The 17,134-nt window shown below is 65.2% G+C and carries 18 protein-coding genes; 5 read left to right on the top strand and 13 right to left on the bottom strand.

The genetic code is table 11. From position 1 onward, the window contains the following. Positions 1-10: 10 nt before the first annotated feature. The 4 genes from AC1DYD_RS16030 to AC1DYD_RS16015 form a co-directional block, all read right to left on the bottom strand. Positions 11-766: an alpha/beta hydrolase family protein gene (locus AC1DYD_RS16030; RefSeq protein ID WP_478173741.1), complete on the bottom strand. Its 756-nt coding sequence runs from the start codon at positions 764-766 to the stop codon at positions 11-13. Between the two features lie 64 nt (positions 767-830). Beyond that, entirely contained in the window at positions 831-2,087 is a 1,257-nt protein-coding gene (locus AC1DYD_RS16025; RefSeq protein WP_478173740.1) for an MFS transporter, read from the bottom strand. An 18-nt stretch (positions 2,088-2,105) separates the two neighbouring features. After that, positions 2,106-3,074, bottom strand: coding sequence for a VOC family protein (locus tag AC1DYD_RS16020; protein WP_478173739.1), 969 nt, complete (start codon positions 3,072-3,074; stop codon positions 2,106-2,108). Positions 3,075-3,095: 21 nt separating this feature from the next. Next, positions 3,096-4,853, bottom strand: coding sequence for an FAD-dependent monooxygenase (locus AC1DYD_RS16015; RefSeq protein WP_478173738.1), 1,758 nt, complete (start codon positions 4,851-4,853; stop codon positions 3,096-3,098). A 200-nt stretch (positions 4,854-5,053) separates the two neighbouring features. On the opposite strand from AC1DYD_RS16015, the gene AC1DYD_RS16010 reads away from it, so the two are divergent. Continuing rightward, a complete protein-coding gene (locus tag AC1DYD_RS16010; protein ID WP_478173737.1) occupies positions 5,054-6,022 on the top strand; it encodes an AraC-like ligand-binding domain-containing protein in 969 nt (322 codons plus the stop codon). On the opposite strand, the gene AC1DYD_RS16005 is transcribed toward AC1DYD_RS16010, so the two are convergent. After that, positions 5,991-6,899: a LysR family transcriptional regulator gene (locus AC1DYD_RS16005; protein WP_478173736.1), complete on the bottom strand. Its 909-nt coding sequence runs from the start codon at positions 6,897-6,899 to the stop codon at positions 5,991-5,993. The two genes, AC1DYD_RS16010 and AC1DYD_RS16005, sit on opposite strands and share 32 nt — an antisense overlap. A gap of 100 nt (positions 6,900-6,999) precedes the next feature. Here AC1DYD_RS16005 and AC1DYD_RS16000 point away from each other — a divergent pair, with 100 nt between their 5' ends. Next, positions 7,000-7,857 carry a pirin family protein gene (locus tag AC1DYD_RS16000; protein ID WP_478173735.1) on the top strand — a complete coding sequence of 286 codons (858 nt, stop codon included), beginning with the start codon at positions 7,000-7,002 and terminating at the stop codon, positions 7,855-7,857. Positions 7,858-7,917: 60 nt separating this feature from the next. After that, complete coding sequence (locus AC1DYD_RS15995; protein WP_478173734.1) at positions 7,918-8,346, top strand: DoxX family protein; 429 nt, start codon at positions 7,918-7,920, stop codon at positions 8,344-8,346. 270 nt (positions 8,347-8,616) lie between these two features. Here AC1DYD_RS15995 and AC1DYD_RS15990 read toward each other — a convergent pair whose 3' ends face one another. The 5 genes from AC1DYD_RS15990 to AC1DYD_RS15970 are packed head-to-tail and all read right to left on the bottom strand — an operon-like array spanning position 8,617 to position 13,637. Beyond that, positions 8,617-9,576 (bottom strand): Bug family tripartite tricarboxylate transporter substrate binding protein, encoded by a 960-nt coding sequence (locus tag AC1DYD_RS15990; protein ID WP_478173733.1) that lies wholly within the window; start codon positions 9,574-9,576, stop codon positions 8,617-8,619. A gap of 30 nt (positions 9,577-9,606) precedes the next feature. Beyond that, positions 9,607-10,815 carry a DUF5624 domain-containing protein gene (locus tag AC1DYD_RS15985; protein ID WP_478173732.1) on the bottom strand — a complete coding sequence of 403 codons (1,209 nt, stop codon included), beginning with the start codon at positions 10,813-10,815 and terminating at the stop codon, positions 9,607-9,609. A 19-nt stretch (positions 10,816-10,834) separates the two neighbouring features. Further along, positions 10,835-11,917 carry a hypothetical protein gene (locus AC1DYD_RS15980; protein ID WP_478173731.1) on the bottom strand — a complete coding sequence of 361 codons (1,083 nt, stop codon included), beginning with the start codon at positions 11,915-11,917 and terminating at the stop codon, positions 10,835-10,837. A 14-nt stretch (positions 11,918-11,931) separates the two neighbouring features. Further along, positions 11,932-12,810 carry an amidohydrolase family protein gene (locus AC1DYD_RS15975; RefSeq protein ID WP_478173730.1) on the bottom strand — a complete coding sequence of 293 codons (879 nt, stop codon included), beginning with the start codon at positions 12,808-12,810 and terminating at the stop codon, positions 11,932-11,934. Beyond that, the gene (locus AC1DYD_RS15970; RefSeq protein ID WP_478173729.1) at positions 12,807-13,637 is read right to left on the bottom strand and encodes an HpcH/HpaI aldolase family protein; all 831 of its coding nucleotides are present in this window, start codon (positions 13,635-13,637) and stop codon (positions 12,807-12,809) included. Before AC1DYD_RS15970 ends, AC1DYD_RS15975 begins: the two co-directional genes overlap by 4 nt. Positions 13,638-13,771: 134 nt before the next feature. Here AC1DYD_RS15970 and AC1DYD_RS15965 point away from each other — a divergent pair, with 134 nt between their 5' ends. Then, positions 13,772-14,716, top strand: a complete 945-nt coding sequence (locus AC1DYD_RS15965; protein ID WP_478173728.1) for a LysR substrate-binding domain-containing protein — start codon at positions 13,772-13,774, stop codon at positions 14,714-14,716. Here the strand turns inward: AC1DYD_RS15965 and AC1DYD_RS15960 are convergent. Continuing rightward, entirely contained in the window at positions 14,710-14,862 is a 153-nt protein-coding gene (locus AC1DYD_RS15960; RefSeq protein ID WP_478173727.1) for a hypothetical protein, read from the bottom strand. The two genes, AC1DYD_RS15965 and AC1DYD_RS15960, sit on opposite strands and share 7 nt — an antisense overlap. Before the next feature lie 124 nt (positions 14,863-14,986). On the opposite strand from AC1DYD_RS15960, the gene AC1DYD_RS15955 reads away from it, so the two are divergent. Further along, the gene (locus tag AC1DYD_RS15955; protein ID WP_478173726.1) at positions 14,987-15,589 is read left to right on the top strand and encodes an alpha/beta hydrolase; all 603 of its coding nucleotides are present in this window, start codon (positions 14,987-14,989) and stop codon (positions 15,587-15,589) included. A 40-nt stretch (positions 15,590-15,629) separates the two neighbouring features. Here the strand turns inward: AC1DYD_RS15955 and AC1DYD_RS15950 are convergent, their stop codons facing one another. Then, the gene (locus tag AC1DYD_RS15950; protein ID WP_478173725.1) at positions 15,630-16,226 is read right to left on the bottom strand and encodes a VOC family protein; all 597 of its coding nucleotides are present in this window, start codon (positions 16,224-16,226) and stop codon (positions 15,630-15,632) included. Then, positions 16,223-17,128 (bottom strand): fumarylacetoacetate hydrolase family protein, encoded by a 906-nt coding sequence (locus AC1DYD_RS15945; protein WP_478173724.1) that lies wholly within the window; start codon positions 17,126-17,128, stop codon positions 16,223-16,225. The genes AC1DYD_RS15950 and AC1DYD_RS15945 overlap by 4 nt, the downstream gene beginning before the upstream one ends. Positions 17,129-17,134 lie beyond the last annotated feature (6 nt).

The following is a 17,134-nucleotide window of genomic DNA, read 5'->3' as shown; positions in this document are numbered from 1 at the left end:
TAGATCCTCGCTAGAGGTAGCGCTGGCTCCAGGCCGCGATCAGGTTGGCTGCATAGACTGCGTCGTCCTTTCGACTCAGCAGATGATCGGCCTTGTCCAATGAGATGAAACTCTTTGGATGCTTGGCCGCCAGGTAGATGCTGGTGGCATTCGAGATGTCCACCGTCGTGTCGGACGGTGCATGCATCACCAGCAGCGCCTTGCGGAGCATCGCGACCTTCTCGGCCAGGCTATGCGTCGCAACATCGACAAGAAAGTCTCGCTTGATCCGAAAGGGCCGCCCCGCCAGTTGCACCTCGGCCTCGCCCTGGGATTGGATCGCATCGAGGCTCTGCCGGAACAGACCGGTGACATGCGCAGGATCGCTGGGCGCACACAGGGTCACCACTGCACGCACTTCCGGGATCTGCGAAGCGGAAGCCAGCACAGCGGCGCCGCCCAGACTGTGTCCGATCAACATGCGTGGAGCTTCGTACGCTTGTCGCAAGTGATCGGCCGCCGCTGCCAGATCGGCGATGTTGGATGAGAAATTGGTGTTCGCGAACTCTCCCTCGCTCGCGCCGAGACCCGTGAAATCGAAGCGCAGCACGCCGATGCCATGCTCCGTCAAGGTCTGGGCAATGCGGCTGGCAGCGAAGATGTCCTTGCCGCACGTAAAGCAATGGGCGAAGAGCGCGAATGCCCGGACGGGTCCATCGGGGAGGTCGATTCGCGCAGCCAGGCGTTGACCATCGGCACCAGGAAAATCTGCGCGCTGTACTTTCATGGGTATCGCTCGAAGTTCACTGGTCCGATGTTGCGCGCGCGACGGGAGTTGCGTCAAGCGCCCGTCAACGCTGGCGAACGGGCGCCGTTTCCTTCAGCGCCAGGATCACGACAACGCCGATCGTGAGCGCCCAGAGCGGCATGGCCACTGCGTGCTGGATGCCAAAGTTCTTGGCGATGTAGCCGGCCAACGCCGGGGCGAGGCCGCCGCCGAATATCTCGCCGATGCCGATCACCATGCCAGAGCCGGTGGCCATGAGTTTCGCAGGCACAGCCTCCGCGGTGATCGGACCGACGGTGAGGGTCAAGAGACTGTAGAGGCAGCCCATGGCCGTCAACAGGCAGAGAAACAGCACGCTCGTTTCCGGTCCCGCACGCAGGAAGAACCAGAACGAAACGAAAGCACCCACTGCAGATATCAGCATGACCGGCTTTCGGCCGATGCGGTCGGACAGCGCAGGCAGCGTCAGCGCGCCGATCGCGCCGCCAAAGCCGAGCGAGGACAGCACGAAGCCCATCTGGTCCATCCCGAGATGCAGATAGTCGACGAGGTAGCTTGGGAAAAGCGCGGCCACGACGACGATGCAGGTCAGCCAGAACAACTGGCAAAGCACCGCGAGTGGCACGTTTCGGTACCTGAAGACTTCGTGCCAGCGATGCTGCCCGGCGTCGTGGGTCATGCTGTGCGCGGCGATCTGGCGCGGTGACGACTGGCGCAGCACCTTTTGAGACAGCAGCGCAACGATGATGCCGGGAACCGCGACCAGCAGAAAGATCCACGGCCAGTTCATCACCTTCAGGAGTTGCGTCACGGCGATGGGCGCGAGGCCCAAGCCGAAGAGGGCGGGCATCGTCTGTTGGATGCCGACGTTGAGCCCGTGTCGATGCGGCGGCGAGGCATCGATGGTCGCAATGATGCTGGCCGGCGTGAAGGCGCCTTCCGCCAGGCCCATGGCGGCACGAATGACGATGAGACTGCCAACGCCTGTCGCGAGTCCGCTGAGCCCGGCAAGCAACGAGAACCCGATGAGTGCGGGCACGAGCACGCGCCGGAATCCGAACCTGTCGGAAAGATTGCCGGTGAACAGCGAGGCGAATCCCCATGCGATGGCGAGGGCGCCCGTGATGTGGCCCAGGTCCTGATAGTCGAGATGCAGGTCCCTCATCAGGACCGGCATCAGCGGAACGATGATGAAGCGATCGATGCCGACCAGGCCCAGGCCGAGCGACATCAAAGTCACGGCCTTCCATTCATAGCCTTTGGGCCGGTCGGATTCGGTGGGCGCCGCGACAGCGCTTGCGGTGGAGGAAATCGGGATCATCTGGCGTCCTGTTCTGCTTCAGTTGCGAAATGCGTTGTCGCCGTCGGGTGCGACGAACTCGGTGTTCTTCACGAAATCCGCAGGCAGCTCCGGGCCCCAGAGATACATCGAGTCTTCCGGTGGGTGATCTGCGGCGGGCCATTGCGTGCCGGTCGGAACGAAGTCCATCTCGGCGGAGTACTCGGCGAACGATCCCCAGGGGTCGCGCACGTAGTGAAAGTAGTTCGAGCCGAGCACGTGCCGGCCTGTGCCCCAGCCCTGCGAATAGCCGGCCTTGCGCATCTGCTCCGCGCCCGCGCCGACCTCGTCGACGCTCGCCACGTCCCATGCGCTGTGATGCCAGCCTTTGGCGCCGCCCGAGGCGAATGCGATCAGGTGGTGGTCGCAGCCGTGGCGCGCGTGCGTGAACGCAACTGCATCGCCCGAGCGGTCCGACAGACGCAAGCCCAGGGCGTTGCGGTAGAACGCGAGCGACTTGTCGACGCTCGACGTGAACAGCACGACGTGGGACAGGCGTCGAGGATGCACCTGTCTGGCCGCTCCGCGGGTTTGCGAAGCGCGTTGACCAGGGCGGCGTGCAAGTTCCTCACGTGGCGTCAAGCCCGAAGGTGTTGTCTTCGGACCGACCTTGAGTTGGATCAGGTTGCCGTCGGGGTCGAAGAACCACTTGCCCCGCGCGTCCACATAGGGCACCGCGGTGGCGGGCCGCGCGCCTTCTTTCGCCAGTTGGGCGGACAGGCCTTCGAATTCTTCCGCGAAGCAGTTGAGGCTCAGGTAGGCCATGCGTTTATGAGGTCCCTCGTGAATGCGTGCCCAGGTATGCGACTGGCCCATGGCCCTGAGCTCAAGATGGTTCTGGTGGGTAGTCACCAGCAGGCCAAAGCTCGAGAAGAACGCGTGGGCCTCCGTGAGGGAAGGCACCTCGAGGGCGAAGTGATCGATGGAATGAATCCCGAAGCGTGATTCATTGGCAATGTTCCAGGACATGGTTGTCTCCTTTCGAGAGGTTCATGGGTGCATCGGCAGAGCGAGGACGGTTCGCATCGTGTCCTCCAGTCTTTGGGCAGGTGTCTCAGGCATGTCCTGCTGTCGCCAGGCGATGTGACGATCCGGTCGGACGAGCACGCAGCCCGAATCCGACAGTTCGGAGACCCTGTGCCAGCGGCTGTCCACGTCATGCGTGTCGCATTGCGGCCCTCCGATCGACCAGACGTCGATATCGATTCCGAGGCGTCGACCGACCGCGGCGGCCGCGGCGCGCCAGCTTTCGCCGCCGACACCGGTCAGCAGCGTGAAGCGCCCCTTGCCGACCAGGTCCAGCGTGGAAACATTCGTGTTCCCTTGTTGAAGCCACACATGCGGGAGGCTTGCGCCGGGGTATGTCGTGGCGTCGTAGTAGAGCTCTGCATCCCGCTTCGGAACGGGACGCGGGTGGCCATCGGGCACAACGGCGCCGGATTCGTACACGTGGCCCAGTTCCACGCCGTGGCAGTTGAACTGGTAGTTCTGAAGATCGACCGCATCGCGCAAGGCGACACGTCGCTCGCGCCCTCGCGGCGTGTCGCTGAACAGCTCGTCGAGCTTGGCCCAGCCTTCGGCTTCGGTCTGGCCGGCCTCGAAGCCGATGGCTCTGGAGATCGGGAGCATGTTCTCCATCGACCGTATCGCACGATCGACGACCTGCTTCGCCACCGCGTGGCGCTCGTGCGTGTACGTGTCCAGCAGCGCCGGGCCGGCCTTGCCCTCCAGCACCAGGGCGAGCTTCCAGGCCAGGTTGAATGCATCCTGGACGGATGTATTGCTTCCCAGGCCGTTGGTCGGCGGGTGCCGGTGGGCGGCATTGCCCGCGATCAGGACGCGGCCCTTGTTCATGGTTTTGGCGACGACCCGGTTGATCGTCCACTTCGAAACGCCCTTGATGTTGATGGCGACGTTGTCGTCGCCGATGGTCGCGCGGGCACGTGCGACCAGGGCTTGCTCGCTCAGGTCGGGCTCGCCCGCGGCCGGGTCGTACATCGAGACCATCACCCACTCGGTGAATGGCTTCACGCAGATATAGGTCCCGCTGCCGACGAAGTAGTCGTTGCCGGGTTGCGTGATCCAGTACAGGACGCCCGGGCGGTGCGCCGCGTACCGCGTCAGGTCCGCCTCGAGCCAGACATTGAGGGCTGCGCCCAGACCCATCTCACCGTCTGTTTCGAAGCCGATGGAACGCGCGACGATGCTGTTGTCGCCATCGCAGCCAATCGCATAGCGGGAAATGACTTCGAACTCCTCGCCGGTCAGCCGGTCGCGGCAGATCGAGCGGACCGCGTCGTCGTCCTGCGTCATCGACACCAGCTCGGTGTTGAAGAGGAATTCGCCCCCTCGTTCGCGAGCGACGTCGAGCAGGATCGGCTCCATGACGTGCTGCGGGATGTTGCACATCGCACTGGGACTTGCGAGTTCGTAGTCGGCCTTCCGCTCCGRCAGGTTGCCCCAGGTCTGCAGACGCGCGATCTCGGTTCCCGCAAAGCTGGTGGCCCACACGTTGTTGCTCATGAAATGCGAAGGGTTTGCCGCCTGGACGATTCGCTGCTCGATGCCGAGGTCCCGAAAGACCTCGACCGTGCGTTGATTCGTGATGTGAGCCCTCGGGGAGTTGGCAGTCCCTGGATAGCGGGTGATCGTCAGCGTCTTCACACCGCGTGTGCGAAGCAGGCAGGTTGCCGTCAGGCCGGTCGGTCCGGCGCCGACGATGAATACAGGTACTTCGATGGTGCGCATGCTCTGTCTCCTCGTTGATCGACGAATGGACGGCCCGGATTCCACGTTGTCCCCGCAGGCGCATAGGGGTGATTGCTATTGATTCGGGTCAGGTTCTTGATGAACATGTCTCTGGGTCGTCTGGTCTTGGCGACTTTGCCGCTCCCCCGGGAATCCGTCTTGCACCGTCGCGCAATGAAACTTGCATAGGGGCGAACTCGATGTCCGTCACTTTCAGCACCGATTCGGTATCTGCGCGTGAGCAGGTGGACTACTGGCGCGAGGCCATCTGCGACGTGTTCATGCACCTCGAGGTCGACGCGCCGCACGCCGGTGCGCAGGGCTTCGAGGGCCGGATCGTTCAGCACTCCGAAGGCAGTCTCGACTTCTCCGAAGTCCTGGTTGAAAGCCATGCCGTGCTGCGAACCGCACGGCAGCTCCATCGCAGCGACGACGATTCGTTCTTCGTGATGGTTCAGCGAGAGGGCGAAAGCTGGATCGAGCAGGACGGCCGTTCCGGGTGGCTGCGAAAAGGCGAGTTCGTCCTTCTGGATGGCAGCCGCGCCTATGTCATGCGGTTTCCGCACCACATTCACCATGAAGTCCTGAAACTCCCGCGCAGTTCATTGCAGGCCTCGCTGCGCGATCCGGAGCGGTTCACCTCACGTGCGATGTCGGGGGCCAGCGGCGCAGGAAGAATCTTTCTCGGCGTCTTGAACACACTGCACGCCACGGCCGGCGATCTCACCGACGGCACCGCCGCGGGCGTCAGCGATGCATTGGTCGATCTTCTGGGCGCGTCGATCGCTTCCATCACCGAAGCCCGCGTGAAGTTGCCCGGTAACCTCGAGCAATACCACCGGGAGAGGGTGCGCAATGCGGTGCGGGACCGCTTGTTCGACCCCGAACTGTCAGTCGAATCCGTCGCGACGGCGGTCCAGCTTTCGACCCGCTATCTGCACCGCCTTTTCGAAGACGAGCCGCTGACGCTGTCGGCCTGGATCTGGCATGAGCGACTCGATGCGGCGCGCCGGGCCTTGTTGTCGCCGACGAGCCGAAACCAGTCGTTGACCGAGATCGCGTACACGGTCGGATTCAAGGATCCGGCCCATTTCAGCCGGATGTTCAAGGCCACCTACGGTACCAGCCCCCGAGCTTTCAAGATCGAGATGGCGAATCGGTCTTCTTGAGCTGATCGAGGAACCAGCGACCGGCCGGCCCTGGCGGCGAATCCTTGCGGTAAGCCGCCAGCATCGCAATCGGGGGAGTTCGCGGCACGAAGTTCTCGATCTGGATCCGCACCAGGGAACCTGCCTCAAGGTCATGCCCGACCATCGCAAGCGGCATGTGTCCCCACCCGAAGCCCGCGCGCAGGAAGGCATGCTTCGCACCAAGATCCGCCAGACGCCAGATCAATGGCGAGAACACGCCGTACGTCTGTCCATCGGACAAGGTCGTGCGGTCGGTCAGGACCAGTTGCACGTGCTCTTCCAATTCCCGCTGTCTGATGATGCCCTTGCGGCGCGCGAGGGGATGGGTGTTTCCGGTCACCGTGACCATCTCCACGTCGAGGAGCTTCTCGGCATCGACGGCGTCCGGCACCACAGGCATGGATCCGATGATGCCGAGACGGCAAGTTCCCTGGAGCACCGGCTGGATGACCGCGCCCAGTGCTTCGACGTAGAGACGCAGCGGTGTGTGCGGGAATGCTGCGCGGAACAGCCCGACGGCCACAGTCAGAGATTCCATGGGATACATGACGTCCACGACGACCGACAGCTCGGGCTCCAGTCCTTCCGCAATGGTTCGCGCCTTGGCCTTGAAGCCGTCCATTCCGTTGACGACGAGGCGCGCCTCCGCGAGCAGTGCGGTGCCCGGCTCGGTGAGCTGCGGATAGCGCGCCGAGCGATCGAAGAGCTGCACGTCGATCTGCGATTCGAGGTTCGCCAGAGTCTGGCTCACGACCGATTGCGCCCGACGCAATCTTCGGCCCGCCGCCGAAAAGCTTCCTTCGTCCGCTGCCGCGATGAAGGTTCGCAGCTGGTCCATGGAAACGCCGTCTAGCATCTATCGCTCCTATCGATGGGTCTGATCGAAAGATATAGGCTTCCAAAAGGGATGTCCAGCCCATAACCTTCAGGGCATGTCATCACTTGAAAGAACTCTCATGGAGCACGCAGTCAGTGAATCCGTGCACGCATCGACTGTGCAATCACGAAGCATCGTTGCGCGCACCAGGGGCCGCTCGCACGGACCCGTCACTCGGATCGTCAGCCCCTCGGACATCGGCGAGTTGATCAAGCCCTTCGTCTTCCTCGACTACTTCGATTTCAAGCCGAGCGGCGACGCGCTGTTTCCGATGCATCCGCATTCCGGGATCGCGACCATCACCGTTCTGCTTTCCGGCGATCTGCGCTATGAGGACACGACAGGCGCTTCAGGCGTACTGGCCGCGGGCAGCGTCGAATGGATGCGGGCCGGCAATGGCGTCTGGCACGACGCCAGTCCGGCCGGGCTCCAGCGCTTTCACGGGTACCAAGTCTGGGTTGCATTGCCGCCGAGCCTGGAGAACGGCGTCCCGGAAAGCCAGTATCTGCCTTCCGAGGCGGTGCCGCGCCACGGACCCGCCCGGGTGGTGTTGGGCCGGCACGCGGGCATGAGCAGCCGCGTGGCCGCGCCTGAAGGAATGAACCTGCTTCATTTGCATCTGTCCGCGGGTGAGCGCTGGCGCTACCAACCACCCGCTGGCCATGAGGTGGCCTGGGCGCATGTTCATCGCGGAGCGCTCCAAGTGGCCGGCGAGCAGCTCCAGGGTGAGCTCGTGGTATTCGAGGAGGGCGAAGGCGCTCTCGAATTCATCGCCCACGGTGACACCGAATTCATCGTCGGCTCGGCGGTGAAGCATCCACACGACCTGGTCCTGGGCTACTACTCCGTTCATTCGTCGAGCGAAGCGCTTCGACGAGGCGAGGCGGAGATCGCCCGGATCGGCCGACAGCTTCGTGCCGAAGGCCGCATCCGTTGATTTCCCGCGATTGACTTTCCTTTCCAACCACTCACTTTTGAACCCACTCAGGAATACATCATGAACAAGACCTCCCAACAGAACAGTTCCGTCCTCCCGTTTATCGGTCGAATCCTCATGGCCGCGATCTTCATTGTCAGCGGCCTTGGAAAGATCGCCGCTCCCGACGCGACCCAGGGATACATCGCGTCCGTCGGGCTCCCGGTGCCGTTGCTCAGCTACGTGGCCGCCATCGTGATCGAACTGGTGGGTGGCGTGCTGCTGCTCGCGGGCTATCGCACCCGACTCGTCGCGGTGAGCCTTGCCGCGTTCTCGATCATCTCTGCGCTGGTCTTTCATCACGCGCTTGGCGACCAGAACCAGCTGTTCCACTTCTTGAAGAACCTCGCGATGGCCGGTGGATTGATTCAGGTGGCGGCATTCGGTGCGGGTGCATTCAGCGTTGACAACCGCAAGCAAGTGTCTCGCCGCGCGTTGGCCGCGCAGTAGGTCGGGGCACGCCCGATGGTCCTGCAACTGCTCAAGGAGGCTGAAATGAAAGTATGGAACTACATCGAGAAGCATCATGAGGACTTCGGAGTCGCACTCTTCGTTCTTCCGTGCTTGCTGGCGACACTCGGGATAGCTGGGATTGCTTTTGGCCTCGGCCTCCTGTTGCGGTAGGCGTTCCCCGCCAGTTCCGTCGGAAAACGACGCCTGGGCCGGTTGGCGCGAGCGCAGTTGGCTCGGTGACCGGAGGTCCGCTCCCGGGCGCCGTCGTCAGTCGATGCGGATGTTCTTGGCCTTGATCAACCGGCGCATCGCCTGCGCCTCCCGGTCGATGATCGCCGTCGTCTCCTGCGGCGTGGTGCCGATGGGATCCAGCCCCGAGTCGCTGATGAGCCTTGCCATGTCCGGCGCATGCGTGATCGCGACGATCTCCTTGTGAAGTCGTTCGAGGATCGCGGGTGGTGTTTTGGCAGGCGCCCAGAAGCCCAGCCAGGTCAGCACCTCGAGTCCGGGGTAGCTTTCCGATAGCGTGGGGACGTCCGGCAAGGCCGGGCTGCGCTTGTTGCCCGTATAGGCCAGGGCCTTGAGCCTTCCGGCCTTGATGTTCGGCAGCGCAGAGATCGGCGGCTCCATGCCCAGCATCACCTGCCCGGCGATCAGGTCGGGCGCGGCGCTCTGCTTGTAGGGCACATGCAGCAGTTCGATGCCTGCGGCTTCCTGAAACAGTTCGAAGCCCAGGTGCGCCGTGCTGCCCGATCCGTAGGAGGCAAAACTCACCTTGCCCGGTTCCTTTCGGGCCAGCGCGACAAGTTGCGGGATGCTCGCCGCCGGGACCGCGGGGGTGGCGACGATGAAGGAGCCGCCCTTGAGTGCCTGCGTGATGGGTGTCAGGTCGTTCTTCGGGTCGTAGGGCGTTTTGGCGAGCAGGAAGGGCGTCATCGTGAACGGGTTGCTCGTCGAGAACAGGATGGTGTAGCCGTCGGGCGCGGCCTTGGCGACCGCATCGGCCCCGATCGACGAAAGCGCTCCAGGTCGGTTTTCGACGATCACTGGCGTGTCGAGGGCGCGGCTCAGACGGTCCGCGTAAGCGCGGGCAAAGAAGTCGGAGCCGACGCCCACCGGCGTGGGGGTGACGATCTTGATCGGCCGGCTGGGCCATGTGCTTTGGCTCCACGCGGACATGGACAGGCTCGCGGCCAGCACCAGGAGCAGTGAACGTGCGGTCTTCATCGCTGTTTCCTTTGGATGGTGTGCGGTCCGTCAGGCCGCTGCCTGCTGCGGCAATGGCGGATACGTCGTGCCGTCCAGCCCGGGCACGGTCACGCGCGCCGGGTCGTTGCCGTGGGCCTGGAGCTGTTCGACCGCGTAGTCGGTCACGCAGCCCGAGAGCAGTTGCCGCGGGTCTTCGAGCACCACGCGCAGCCGGGTGTTGAGTGCGCGCCAGTCGTCGGGTCCGGCGATGGCCGGCATCTCGGCCACTGCCTGCGTGTCCGGCGTCAGCACAGGGCGCAGGGTCGACTGGGGCTCGTAGCGCGGATAGCCCTCGTACATCAGCGCGCCGAGTTCGCTCACCGCGCGCGTGTGCGCCCACAGGCTGCGCATCGGGCTTTCGTAGGCGCGCAGGGCGGCGAGGTCGGAAACCGCTTCGGGCGGGAAGGTCTGCGCATGCGGCGCGATGAAGAGGCGGTCGAGCGCGAGCTGCTGGCGCGAGGCGCCCAGGATCATGGCGCATACCGAATTCGTGGTCCATGTCACGCCCGCGGTCGGCCGGCCCTGGCGGCCTACGACCAGCGCCATCGCGCGTGACCAGTCGATGCGGTGGTGGTTCAGCCAGGCGATCACGCGGTGGCTGATGTCCATGCCCACGAGGAAGAAGGTCGCGATCATCACGGCATTCATCGGCACCGTGGCGCCGACGGCCGAGCCGCGGGCTTCGAGATAGTGCTCACGCATGTCCGCCGCGGTGAACAGCTCGGGCCGTGCCAGCACGCGCTCGAGATAGCGTTCGGTGAGCACGCAGGAATAGTGGACCAGCTCTGCGATGCGCTGTTCGCGGCCGCGGTAGGCGGCCACGGCGATCACATCGCGCCACAGCGCGGCGCAGTTGGCTTCGCGGGCGCTGCGAGTCGCGGCGATCAGCCGCTCGGCCTCGCGGCGCCAGAGCATGCCGTCCGGGTCCACCCGTTGCATCTGGAGGATGGAGGCAACCGCAGGGCCGTGATGCGAGATGCCGGCCAGTTCCTTGAAGCCGCGGGTCGACAGGCGAAAGCCCTCGACTTCGGGGTCGCGGCCGTGGCCCGGGAACAGGATGAGGTCGGCACTCGTCGCGACGATCAGCGGATCGGCGGCCGTCGCGGCCCCTGTCAGCGCGGCGAGATTGGCGCCGATGCTGAGCGGGCCGCCCGTGTAGGTTTCGAACAGGCGCAGCAGCTCGGGGCTCTGGTGCGCGGCCGAAGAAGAGGGGTCCATGGCGGCAGTTCTCGCTCGTTCACCGGGACAGGTCGAGTCGGTACACACGGCTCGGCGTGCGGAAGCGCACGTCGGCGCTCAGGCTGTTGGCCACGACCAGATGGCGATGCCCGTCGGCCTCGAAGCTGCACGCATCGGTGCCGCCCGAGGTCGGGAAGGTCCGGGCCTGCGTCAGCCGCCCGTGTTGCATGCGATGGACCAGCGACTGGAGCTGCGTGATGGGTGCTTCTCGTGTCCCGTGCAGGAAGTTGATCTGCACCAGCCAGCCGCCGGCGCCGTCCGGGATCCAATCGAACTCGCGGCCGCCCGGCCCGCTCAGTATCTGGTGCGGCACGAAGCGGCCCTCGCTCCATCGATACAGCGTGGTGTCGTCGTGGAGGCAGGCGAACGCCAGCCAGTGGGTGCCCTCGGATTCGAAGTGACAGAAGGCACGGCCGCTCTTGCCCGCGAGTTCCTGGAAGGATTCGAAGCGCTCGCCGTTCCAGCGCAGGAGCTGCGACGGCACGGCATGGTCCGCGTAGGCCAGCAGCTTCTCGCCGCCGATCTCGAAGAAGGCCCAGTTGTAGCCCCAGCCAGAGCGCACTGTCTGGAAAGGGCTGAAGGCTTCGCCGTCCCACTCGAAGATGCAGGACAGGGCATCGGATCCGGGCTCCGCCTGCGCAGGTGACGCGCCCTGGGCGAGCGCAAGGAAGTGCCGCTCGCCGATCCGGAAATGCGTCCATTGCTTGGCAGCCGTGGTCGGCACCTGCTGGAAGATTTCGAATCGCCCGTCGATCAGTTCGAAGATGATCGATTGGGTTTTAAGGGAATAGGGATCCGCACCGGTGCGCAGGCTGGCCGTCGCGACGAAGGCGCGCGTGCCGATGCGCAGGAACTGCGCATCCTCGCCGCCGGGCACCGGCAGCCGCGCGTGTTCGACGAAGCGGCCGTTCTCCCAACGGAAGACGAGCGCATCGACGTCGCTGTCGCCGAGCGTCATCTGCGCGGGCTGTCCGTCAACATCCTCGGCGAGCTGCGGCACGACGAGGTAACGCACGCCGGCGTGCTCGAAGACCTCCACGGCGCGCGCGCCCGAAGTGTCGAGTTCCTGGATGCTTTCCATGATCGGGCTCATGTTCAGAAGCCGAAAAGACGGGCCGGGTTGTCGACCAGCACCTTGCGCCGCGCGACCGGATCCGGGATCCAGTCGGCCAGCAGGTTGAGCAGCTCGCCGGTGTCGCGCCCGCCCTCGGGAATGTGCGGCCAGTCGCTGCCCCAAATGACCCGGTCCGGGACCGCATCGACGATCGCCTGCGCCAGCGGCTTGAGCCGGGCGTAGTTGCCGTCCTTGGCGAGACGGTAGGGCCCCGAGAGCTTGAACCATCCGCGTCCGTCCGCCACTGCGCGCAGCAGGCGGTCGAAGTCCGAGCGCGTGAGGCCGTCGCTTTCGAGCATGTAGCCCATGTGGTCGATCACGAAGTCCGTCTCCAGCGACGGCAGCGCGGGAATGACATCGCGCACCACCCAGCCCGGCGTATAGAACTGCACATGCCAGCCGAGCGGCCGCACGCGGCGGATGCTGCGCTCGATGAATGCCTGCAGTTCGGCCGTGGGCAGCTTCGATCGCAGGAAGAGGTCCAGCCGCAGCGCGCGGACGCGCCGGTCGTGCATTGCGTACAGCGCATCGTCGGTCACGCCGTCCTCCACCATCGCGACCCCGCGGGCGCATTCTCCAGCGGCATCGAGCGCGTCGAGCATGCAGCGGTTGTCGGTGCCGTAGTAGCTGGGTTGGACGATGACGAAGCGGTCGACGCCGAGCACACCGGTTGCGCGCTGGAGCTGCTGCAGGTTGCCGTCGGGCAGCGTGTAGTGCGGATGCGGCACGCGCGGGTAGCACTCTGCCGGGCCGAAGACGTGGACATGCGCATCGCAGGCGCCGGCCGGCACGTCGAACAAGGGGCGCGTCAGCGATTGCGCGTCACGCATGGGCTTGGAAGTGAGGATCTCGTCAGTCATGATGAATGGGAAAGGGCTGAATCTCGATCAGTCTTGCGTGCGGGGTTGTCGGCGCGTACCGCCGTGTAGGCGGCCAGTGCGTTGTGCGCGCGTTCCTGCATGGCCGCACCGAGTACATCGGTGTCGATGCCGGTCATGAGAAAGGGCGCCGCGCCGCGCGCGAGCAACTCGGCGTTCAGTGAGGCATCGGCGATGCCGCCGATCGACAGCGGCTTGCCGGCGCGTTCGCAGGCATCCAGCGCCGCATCGAGCGCCTCGCGCATCAGTGGGTGGCGATAGTCGCCCGGCACTCCCAACTCTGCGCTCAGGTCGTTGGCGCCGATGCTGATCAGGTCGACGCCGGGCGCGCGCGCGATGGCTTCTGCATTCGCGATGCCTTGCGGACTTTCGATCAGCATGTTCACGAGCACCGTGTCGTTGGCCCGCTGGTAGGTCTCGGCTGGCGGCAGCCGCTGAAAGCCGAATTGAGTCAGCGCGGCGATGGCCGAGCGGTGGCCATGGGGAGGAAAGCGGCATGCCGCCGCCAGATCGGCAGCCTGTGCTGCCGTCTCGACCCGCGGAAAGATCAGGCCGGATGCGCCTGCATCGAGCAGCCGCCCGATCGCGCCGTACTCGCGTTCCGGCACGCGCACCAGCGCGAGCAGGCCCAGGTCGTGCGCCGTGGCGCATATCGCGCCGGCGGCGTCCAGGGGAATCGTGCTGTGTTCGAGATCGATCCAGACGGCGTGATGCCCGGTTGCCTTGGCCAACCGCGCAACATCCGAAGTGCGGCACAGCCGCACGCCGAAAGCCGCGACGGGTTCGCCGCGGGCGAGCCGCTGCAGCATCGCATGCCCCGGGAAACGGGGCGCCGCAGGAGTTTCCTGCATCTTGTCTCTGTCAGTCATGCGCTCATGGTAGGCAGACCGAAATATATTTGGAAATACAGATTTAGGCTGGATTTCCATATCCAGAAAGTATCATGGAACTGCGTCACCTCCGGTACTTCGTCGCGGTCGCCGAGGAGCTCAACTTCACGCGCGCCGCGCAGCGCTTGCACATCGCGCAGCCGCCGCTGAGCATGCAGATCCGCGCATTGGAAGAGGAGCTCGAGGTCCGTTTGTTCGAGCGCGACAAGCGGCGCGTCTTCCTGACGCAGGCGGGGCGCCACTTCCTCGACCGCGCGCGAGCCATCCTGCAGCAGGTGGATCTCGCCAAGGGCGAGGCGCGCAGCGCCGATTCGGGCGAGATCGGGCGCATCGCCCTGGGGTACACCGCGTCGTCCATGCTGTCACTGGTGCTGCCTACCGCGCTTCGACGCTTTCGCGAAGAGCAGCCGCAGGTGGTGCTCACGCTGCGCGAGATGACCTCGCTCGACCAGCTCGCCGCGGTGCACGAGCGCGTCCTGGACGTCGGCATCCTGCGCCGCCCGGACGTCGTGGTCCCCGAGGATCTCGCCATGGAGGAGTGGCACCAGTCGCCCCTGATCGCCGCGATACCGCGCGGCCACCCGCTGAGCGGCGGCCCCATCCGCCTGGCCGACCTGCGCGACGAGCCCCTGATCATGTATCCCCGCGATGCGGGCATCGGGTTGTATTGGAAGGTCCATGACCTTTGCGCCAAGGCCGGCTTCCGGCCTCACATGGTGCAGGAGGCGCGCGACGCCTCGACCATCGTCGGGCTCGTCGCCGCGGGGGCGGGCATCGCGCTCGTGCCGAGCGACACCCGCTGCATCCAACTGCAGGGCGCCGTCTATCAGCCCGTGCGTGACAAGGGTGCGGTCTCGAGCCTGTGGCTGGTGCGACGGGTATCGGACCCGAGCCCCTTCACCGCGCTGATGATCGGCATGCTGCGCGCCGAGCGAAAACGCGCAGCCACCCCGCAGGAAGGGCGCGCCAAGGTGCGACGAGGCTCATCGGATCAGTAACCCAGCAAGCTGTCCCAAACACCCATCTGCAGCAGCTTCGGAACCGGGCCCACCGACACATCGCCACTGTTGCCGGCGCCGATGAGGGCCGACATGCCCATGCCCGGGTCCACGCGCGGCCAGGCGACGCCTGAATCGAAGCGCACGTCGGATGAGTCCCGGGCGAAGGAAGTGATCGCACTGGCGAGATTGCCGGCGAGCTGCGCTTCAGGCGCGCCGGCCCCGACCTTGTCCTTGTCCTTGTCGTAGTCCAGCCCGTTCGGCTACAAGGTGGCGATCGTGCAGAACCCGACGATCTCGCTGGCTGATGACGTGGCAGTCACCAAGCGCGTCATCGCTGCGCAGAACGGGCCGGTGATTCTGGTCGGTCATTCCTATGGCGGCGTGGTCATCACCGAGGCGGGTAACGACGAGAAGGTGGCGGGCCTGGTCTACATCGCCGCGTTCGCGCCGGCCAAGGGCGAGTCGGTGCAGTCGCTCATCAAGGATCCGCAACCGGGCGCGCCGGTGCCGCCGATCCTGCCCCCGCAGGACGGCTTCCTGCTGCTCGACAAGGCGAAGTTCGCCGCGTCCTTCGCGGCCGACGTGAAGCCGGAAACGGCCGCATTGATGGCCAACTCGCAGCTGCCCTGGGGCGTGGACGCATTGGGCGGCGCGGTGAGCGAGCCTGCCTGGAAATCCAAACCGAGCTGGTATCTGGTAGCGAAGGACGACCGGATGATCCCGCCGCCAGCGCAGCGGCAGATGTCCCAGCGCGCGGGCGCCCATGTCAAGGAGTCGCCAGGAAGCCATGCGGTCTACGTGTCGAGGCCGCAGGCGGTGGCCGACCTCATCGAACAGGCGGCCAGCAAGGCGACGGTCGCAGCGAGGTAGGCGCGACGGGGCTCCGCCGGAAACCGCCGTCCGGTTCAGGTCAGACGACGACCATCTCCCACGGATCGGTGCCCGGCTGGAGCCGCGGACGCGAGGTGATGCGCTCCATCGCTTCACCGGCTTCATATCGCGCGATCAGCTCGTCGGGGTCGAACTTCACGCCGATGAAGTTCTCGCGATAGGCGCCGCCGGAAAAGAAGGCCTGCAACTCGTCGGCGGTTTCGAAAACGTCGTACTGCAGCTCCAGGCGATTGCCGTCCGGGTCTTTGTAGTAAAGGGAAATCGTCGGACCGTGGTTGATGGTCCAGTAGGGCGCGATGCCTTCATCCTTCAGCCGCCGGTAGGTGGCCAGCAAATCGCCGAGGGACGTATAGGTGAACGCCATGTGATCCATCCCCGCCTGGGTGTCCGTGCGCGCGGCAGGTGCCGTTTGCTCGATGAGTCCGATCCGGTGGTGCTCCTCGTCGTAAGTGAGAAAGCAGACGGACTCGTTCTCGAAGGTGGGTCGGGCTTGCAGCACCGAGAGGTACCAGGTTCTCGATCGCTGGAGATCGCGCGTCCGCAACACCACATGGGCCAGCTTGCCGGGCCGGATCGCCTCGCGGGCGGCGTCGGGGAGTGATCGGAGGGTCGTCATGCGTGTGCTCCTGCCTGTGTTTCCGCGAACGTATGAAAGCGCGACGCCGGCTCAGGAACGACACGGTTCTCGATACTGCCGATGCCTTCGATCTCCACCCGCACGACATCTCCGGCGCGCAGGTAGCGGGGCGGGTCCATCAGCGCGCCGACGCCGGCGGGGCTGCCGGTCGTGAGGATGTCGCCCGGGCACAGCGTCACGGCGGCCGAGAGTTCGGCCACCATCTCTTCGATGCGATGGATCATCTCGGCCGTGTGACCCTGCTGGCGCAGTTCGCCGTTGACCCAGGTGCGCAGATGCAGGTCATGCGGGTCGGAGATCTCGTCGCGCGTCACGAGCCAGGGCCCGAGGGGGCCATGTGTGTCGAACGATTTGCCCAGGGTGTGCGTCGGCGAGCGCAACTGCCAGTCGCGCACGCTGATGTCGTTGACCACCACGTAGCCCGCGACGAACTGCATCGCATCCTCGGCGCGGACGTGCCGGCATGGGGTTCCGATGACGACGCCGAGTTCGCCTTCGTAGTCAAGCTGCCCGGAAGCGCGCGGCAGGAACACGTCGTCGTGCGGGCCGCAAACGCATGTGACCTGCTTGTTGAACCAGACCTGGCCGGGGCCCCTGACGAGCCCATGCCTCGCAGCTTCTTCCAGATGCGATCCATAGTTGCCGCCCAGCGCGAGGAACTTCTGGGGATCCGGGATGGGGGCGCACAGCCGCACCTCGGCGAGAGGAAAGCGCGGCGCATGCACTGCTGCCCGTCGTGCCCAGTCGAGCCCTTCGCCGCGTTGCAGCAGCTCCCGAAGGCCAAGGGGCGCCGCGTGTTGGCCGGAAAGGTCTGCGATGAGGTCGCCTTCGACCAAGCCGATCTTGTGTCGTCCTCCGTGGGAGAAGGTTGCCAGTTTCATGGAATG

It is taken from the genome of Variovorax sp. P4_B11 (assembly GCF_056402355.1).
Note: the sequence above shows the minus strand (reverse complement) of the source record. Positions and strands in the feature narration are given on the sequence as shown.

Bases quoted from the DNA above. Each gene is read 5' to 3' on its own strand.
- AC1DYD_RS16030 (WP_478173741.1), bottom strand. From the start codon at position 766: ATGAAAGTACAGCGCGCAGATTTTCCTGGTGCCGATGGTCAACGCCTG.
- AC1DYD_RS16025 (WP_478173740.1), bottom strand. From the start codon at position 2,087: ATGATCCCGATTTCCTCCACCGCAAGCGCTGTCGCGGCGCCCACCGAA.
- AC1DYD_RS16020 (WP_478173739.1), bottom strand. From the start codon at position 3,074: ATGTCCTGGAACATTGCCAATGAATCACGCTTCGGGATTCATTCCATC.
- AC1DYD_RS16010 (WP_478173737.1), top strand. From the start codon at position 5,054: ATGTCCGTCACTTTCAGCACCGATTCGGTATCTGCGCGTGAGCAGGTG.
- AC1DYD_RS16005 (WP_478173736.1), bottom strand. From the start codon at position 6,899: ATGCTAGACGGCGTTTCCATGGACCAGCTGCGAACCTTCATCGCGGCA.
- AC1DYD_RS16000 (WP_478173735.1), top strand. From the start codon at position 7,000: ATGGAGCACGCAGTCAGTGAATCCGTGCACGCATCGACTGTGCAATCA.
- AC1DYD_RS15995 (WP_478173734.1), top strand. From the start codon at position 7,918: ATGAACAAGACCTCCCAACAGAACAGTTCCGTCCTCCCGTTTATCGGT.
- AC1DYD_RS15990 (WP_478173733.1), bottom strand. From the start codon at position 9,576: ATGAAGACCGCACGTTCACTGCTCCTGGTGCTGGCCGCGAGCCTGTCC.
- AC1DYD_RS15985 (WP_478173732.1), bottom strand. From the start codon at position 10,815: ATGGACCCCTCTTCTTCGGCCGCGCACCAGAGCCCCGAGCTGCTGCGC.
- AC1DYD_RS15980 (WP_478173731.1), bottom strand. From the start codon at position 11,917: ATGGAAAGCATCCAGGAACTCGACACTTCGGGCGCGCGCGCCGTGGAG.
- AC1DYD_RS15975 (WP_478173730.1), bottom strand. From the start codon at position 12,810: ATGACTGACGAGATCCTCACTTCCAAGCCCATGCGTGACGCGCAATCG.
- AC1DYD_RS15970 (WP_478173729.1), bottom strand. From the start codon at position 13,637: ATGCTGCAGCGGCTCGCCCGCGGCGAACCCGTCGCGGCTTTCGGCGTG.
- AC1DYD_RS15965 (WP_478173728.1), top strand. From the start codon at position 13,772: ATGGAACTGCGTCACCTCCGGTACTTCGTCGCGGTCGCCGAGGAGCTC.
- AC1DYD_RS15950 (WP_478173725.1), bottom strand. From the start codon at position 16,226: ATGACGACCCTCCGATCACTCCCCGACGCCGCCCGCGAGGCGATCCGG.
- AC1DYD_RS15945 (WP_478173724.1), bottom strand. From the start codon at position 17,128: ATGAAACTGGCAACCTTCTCCCACGGAGGACGACACAAGATCGGCTTG.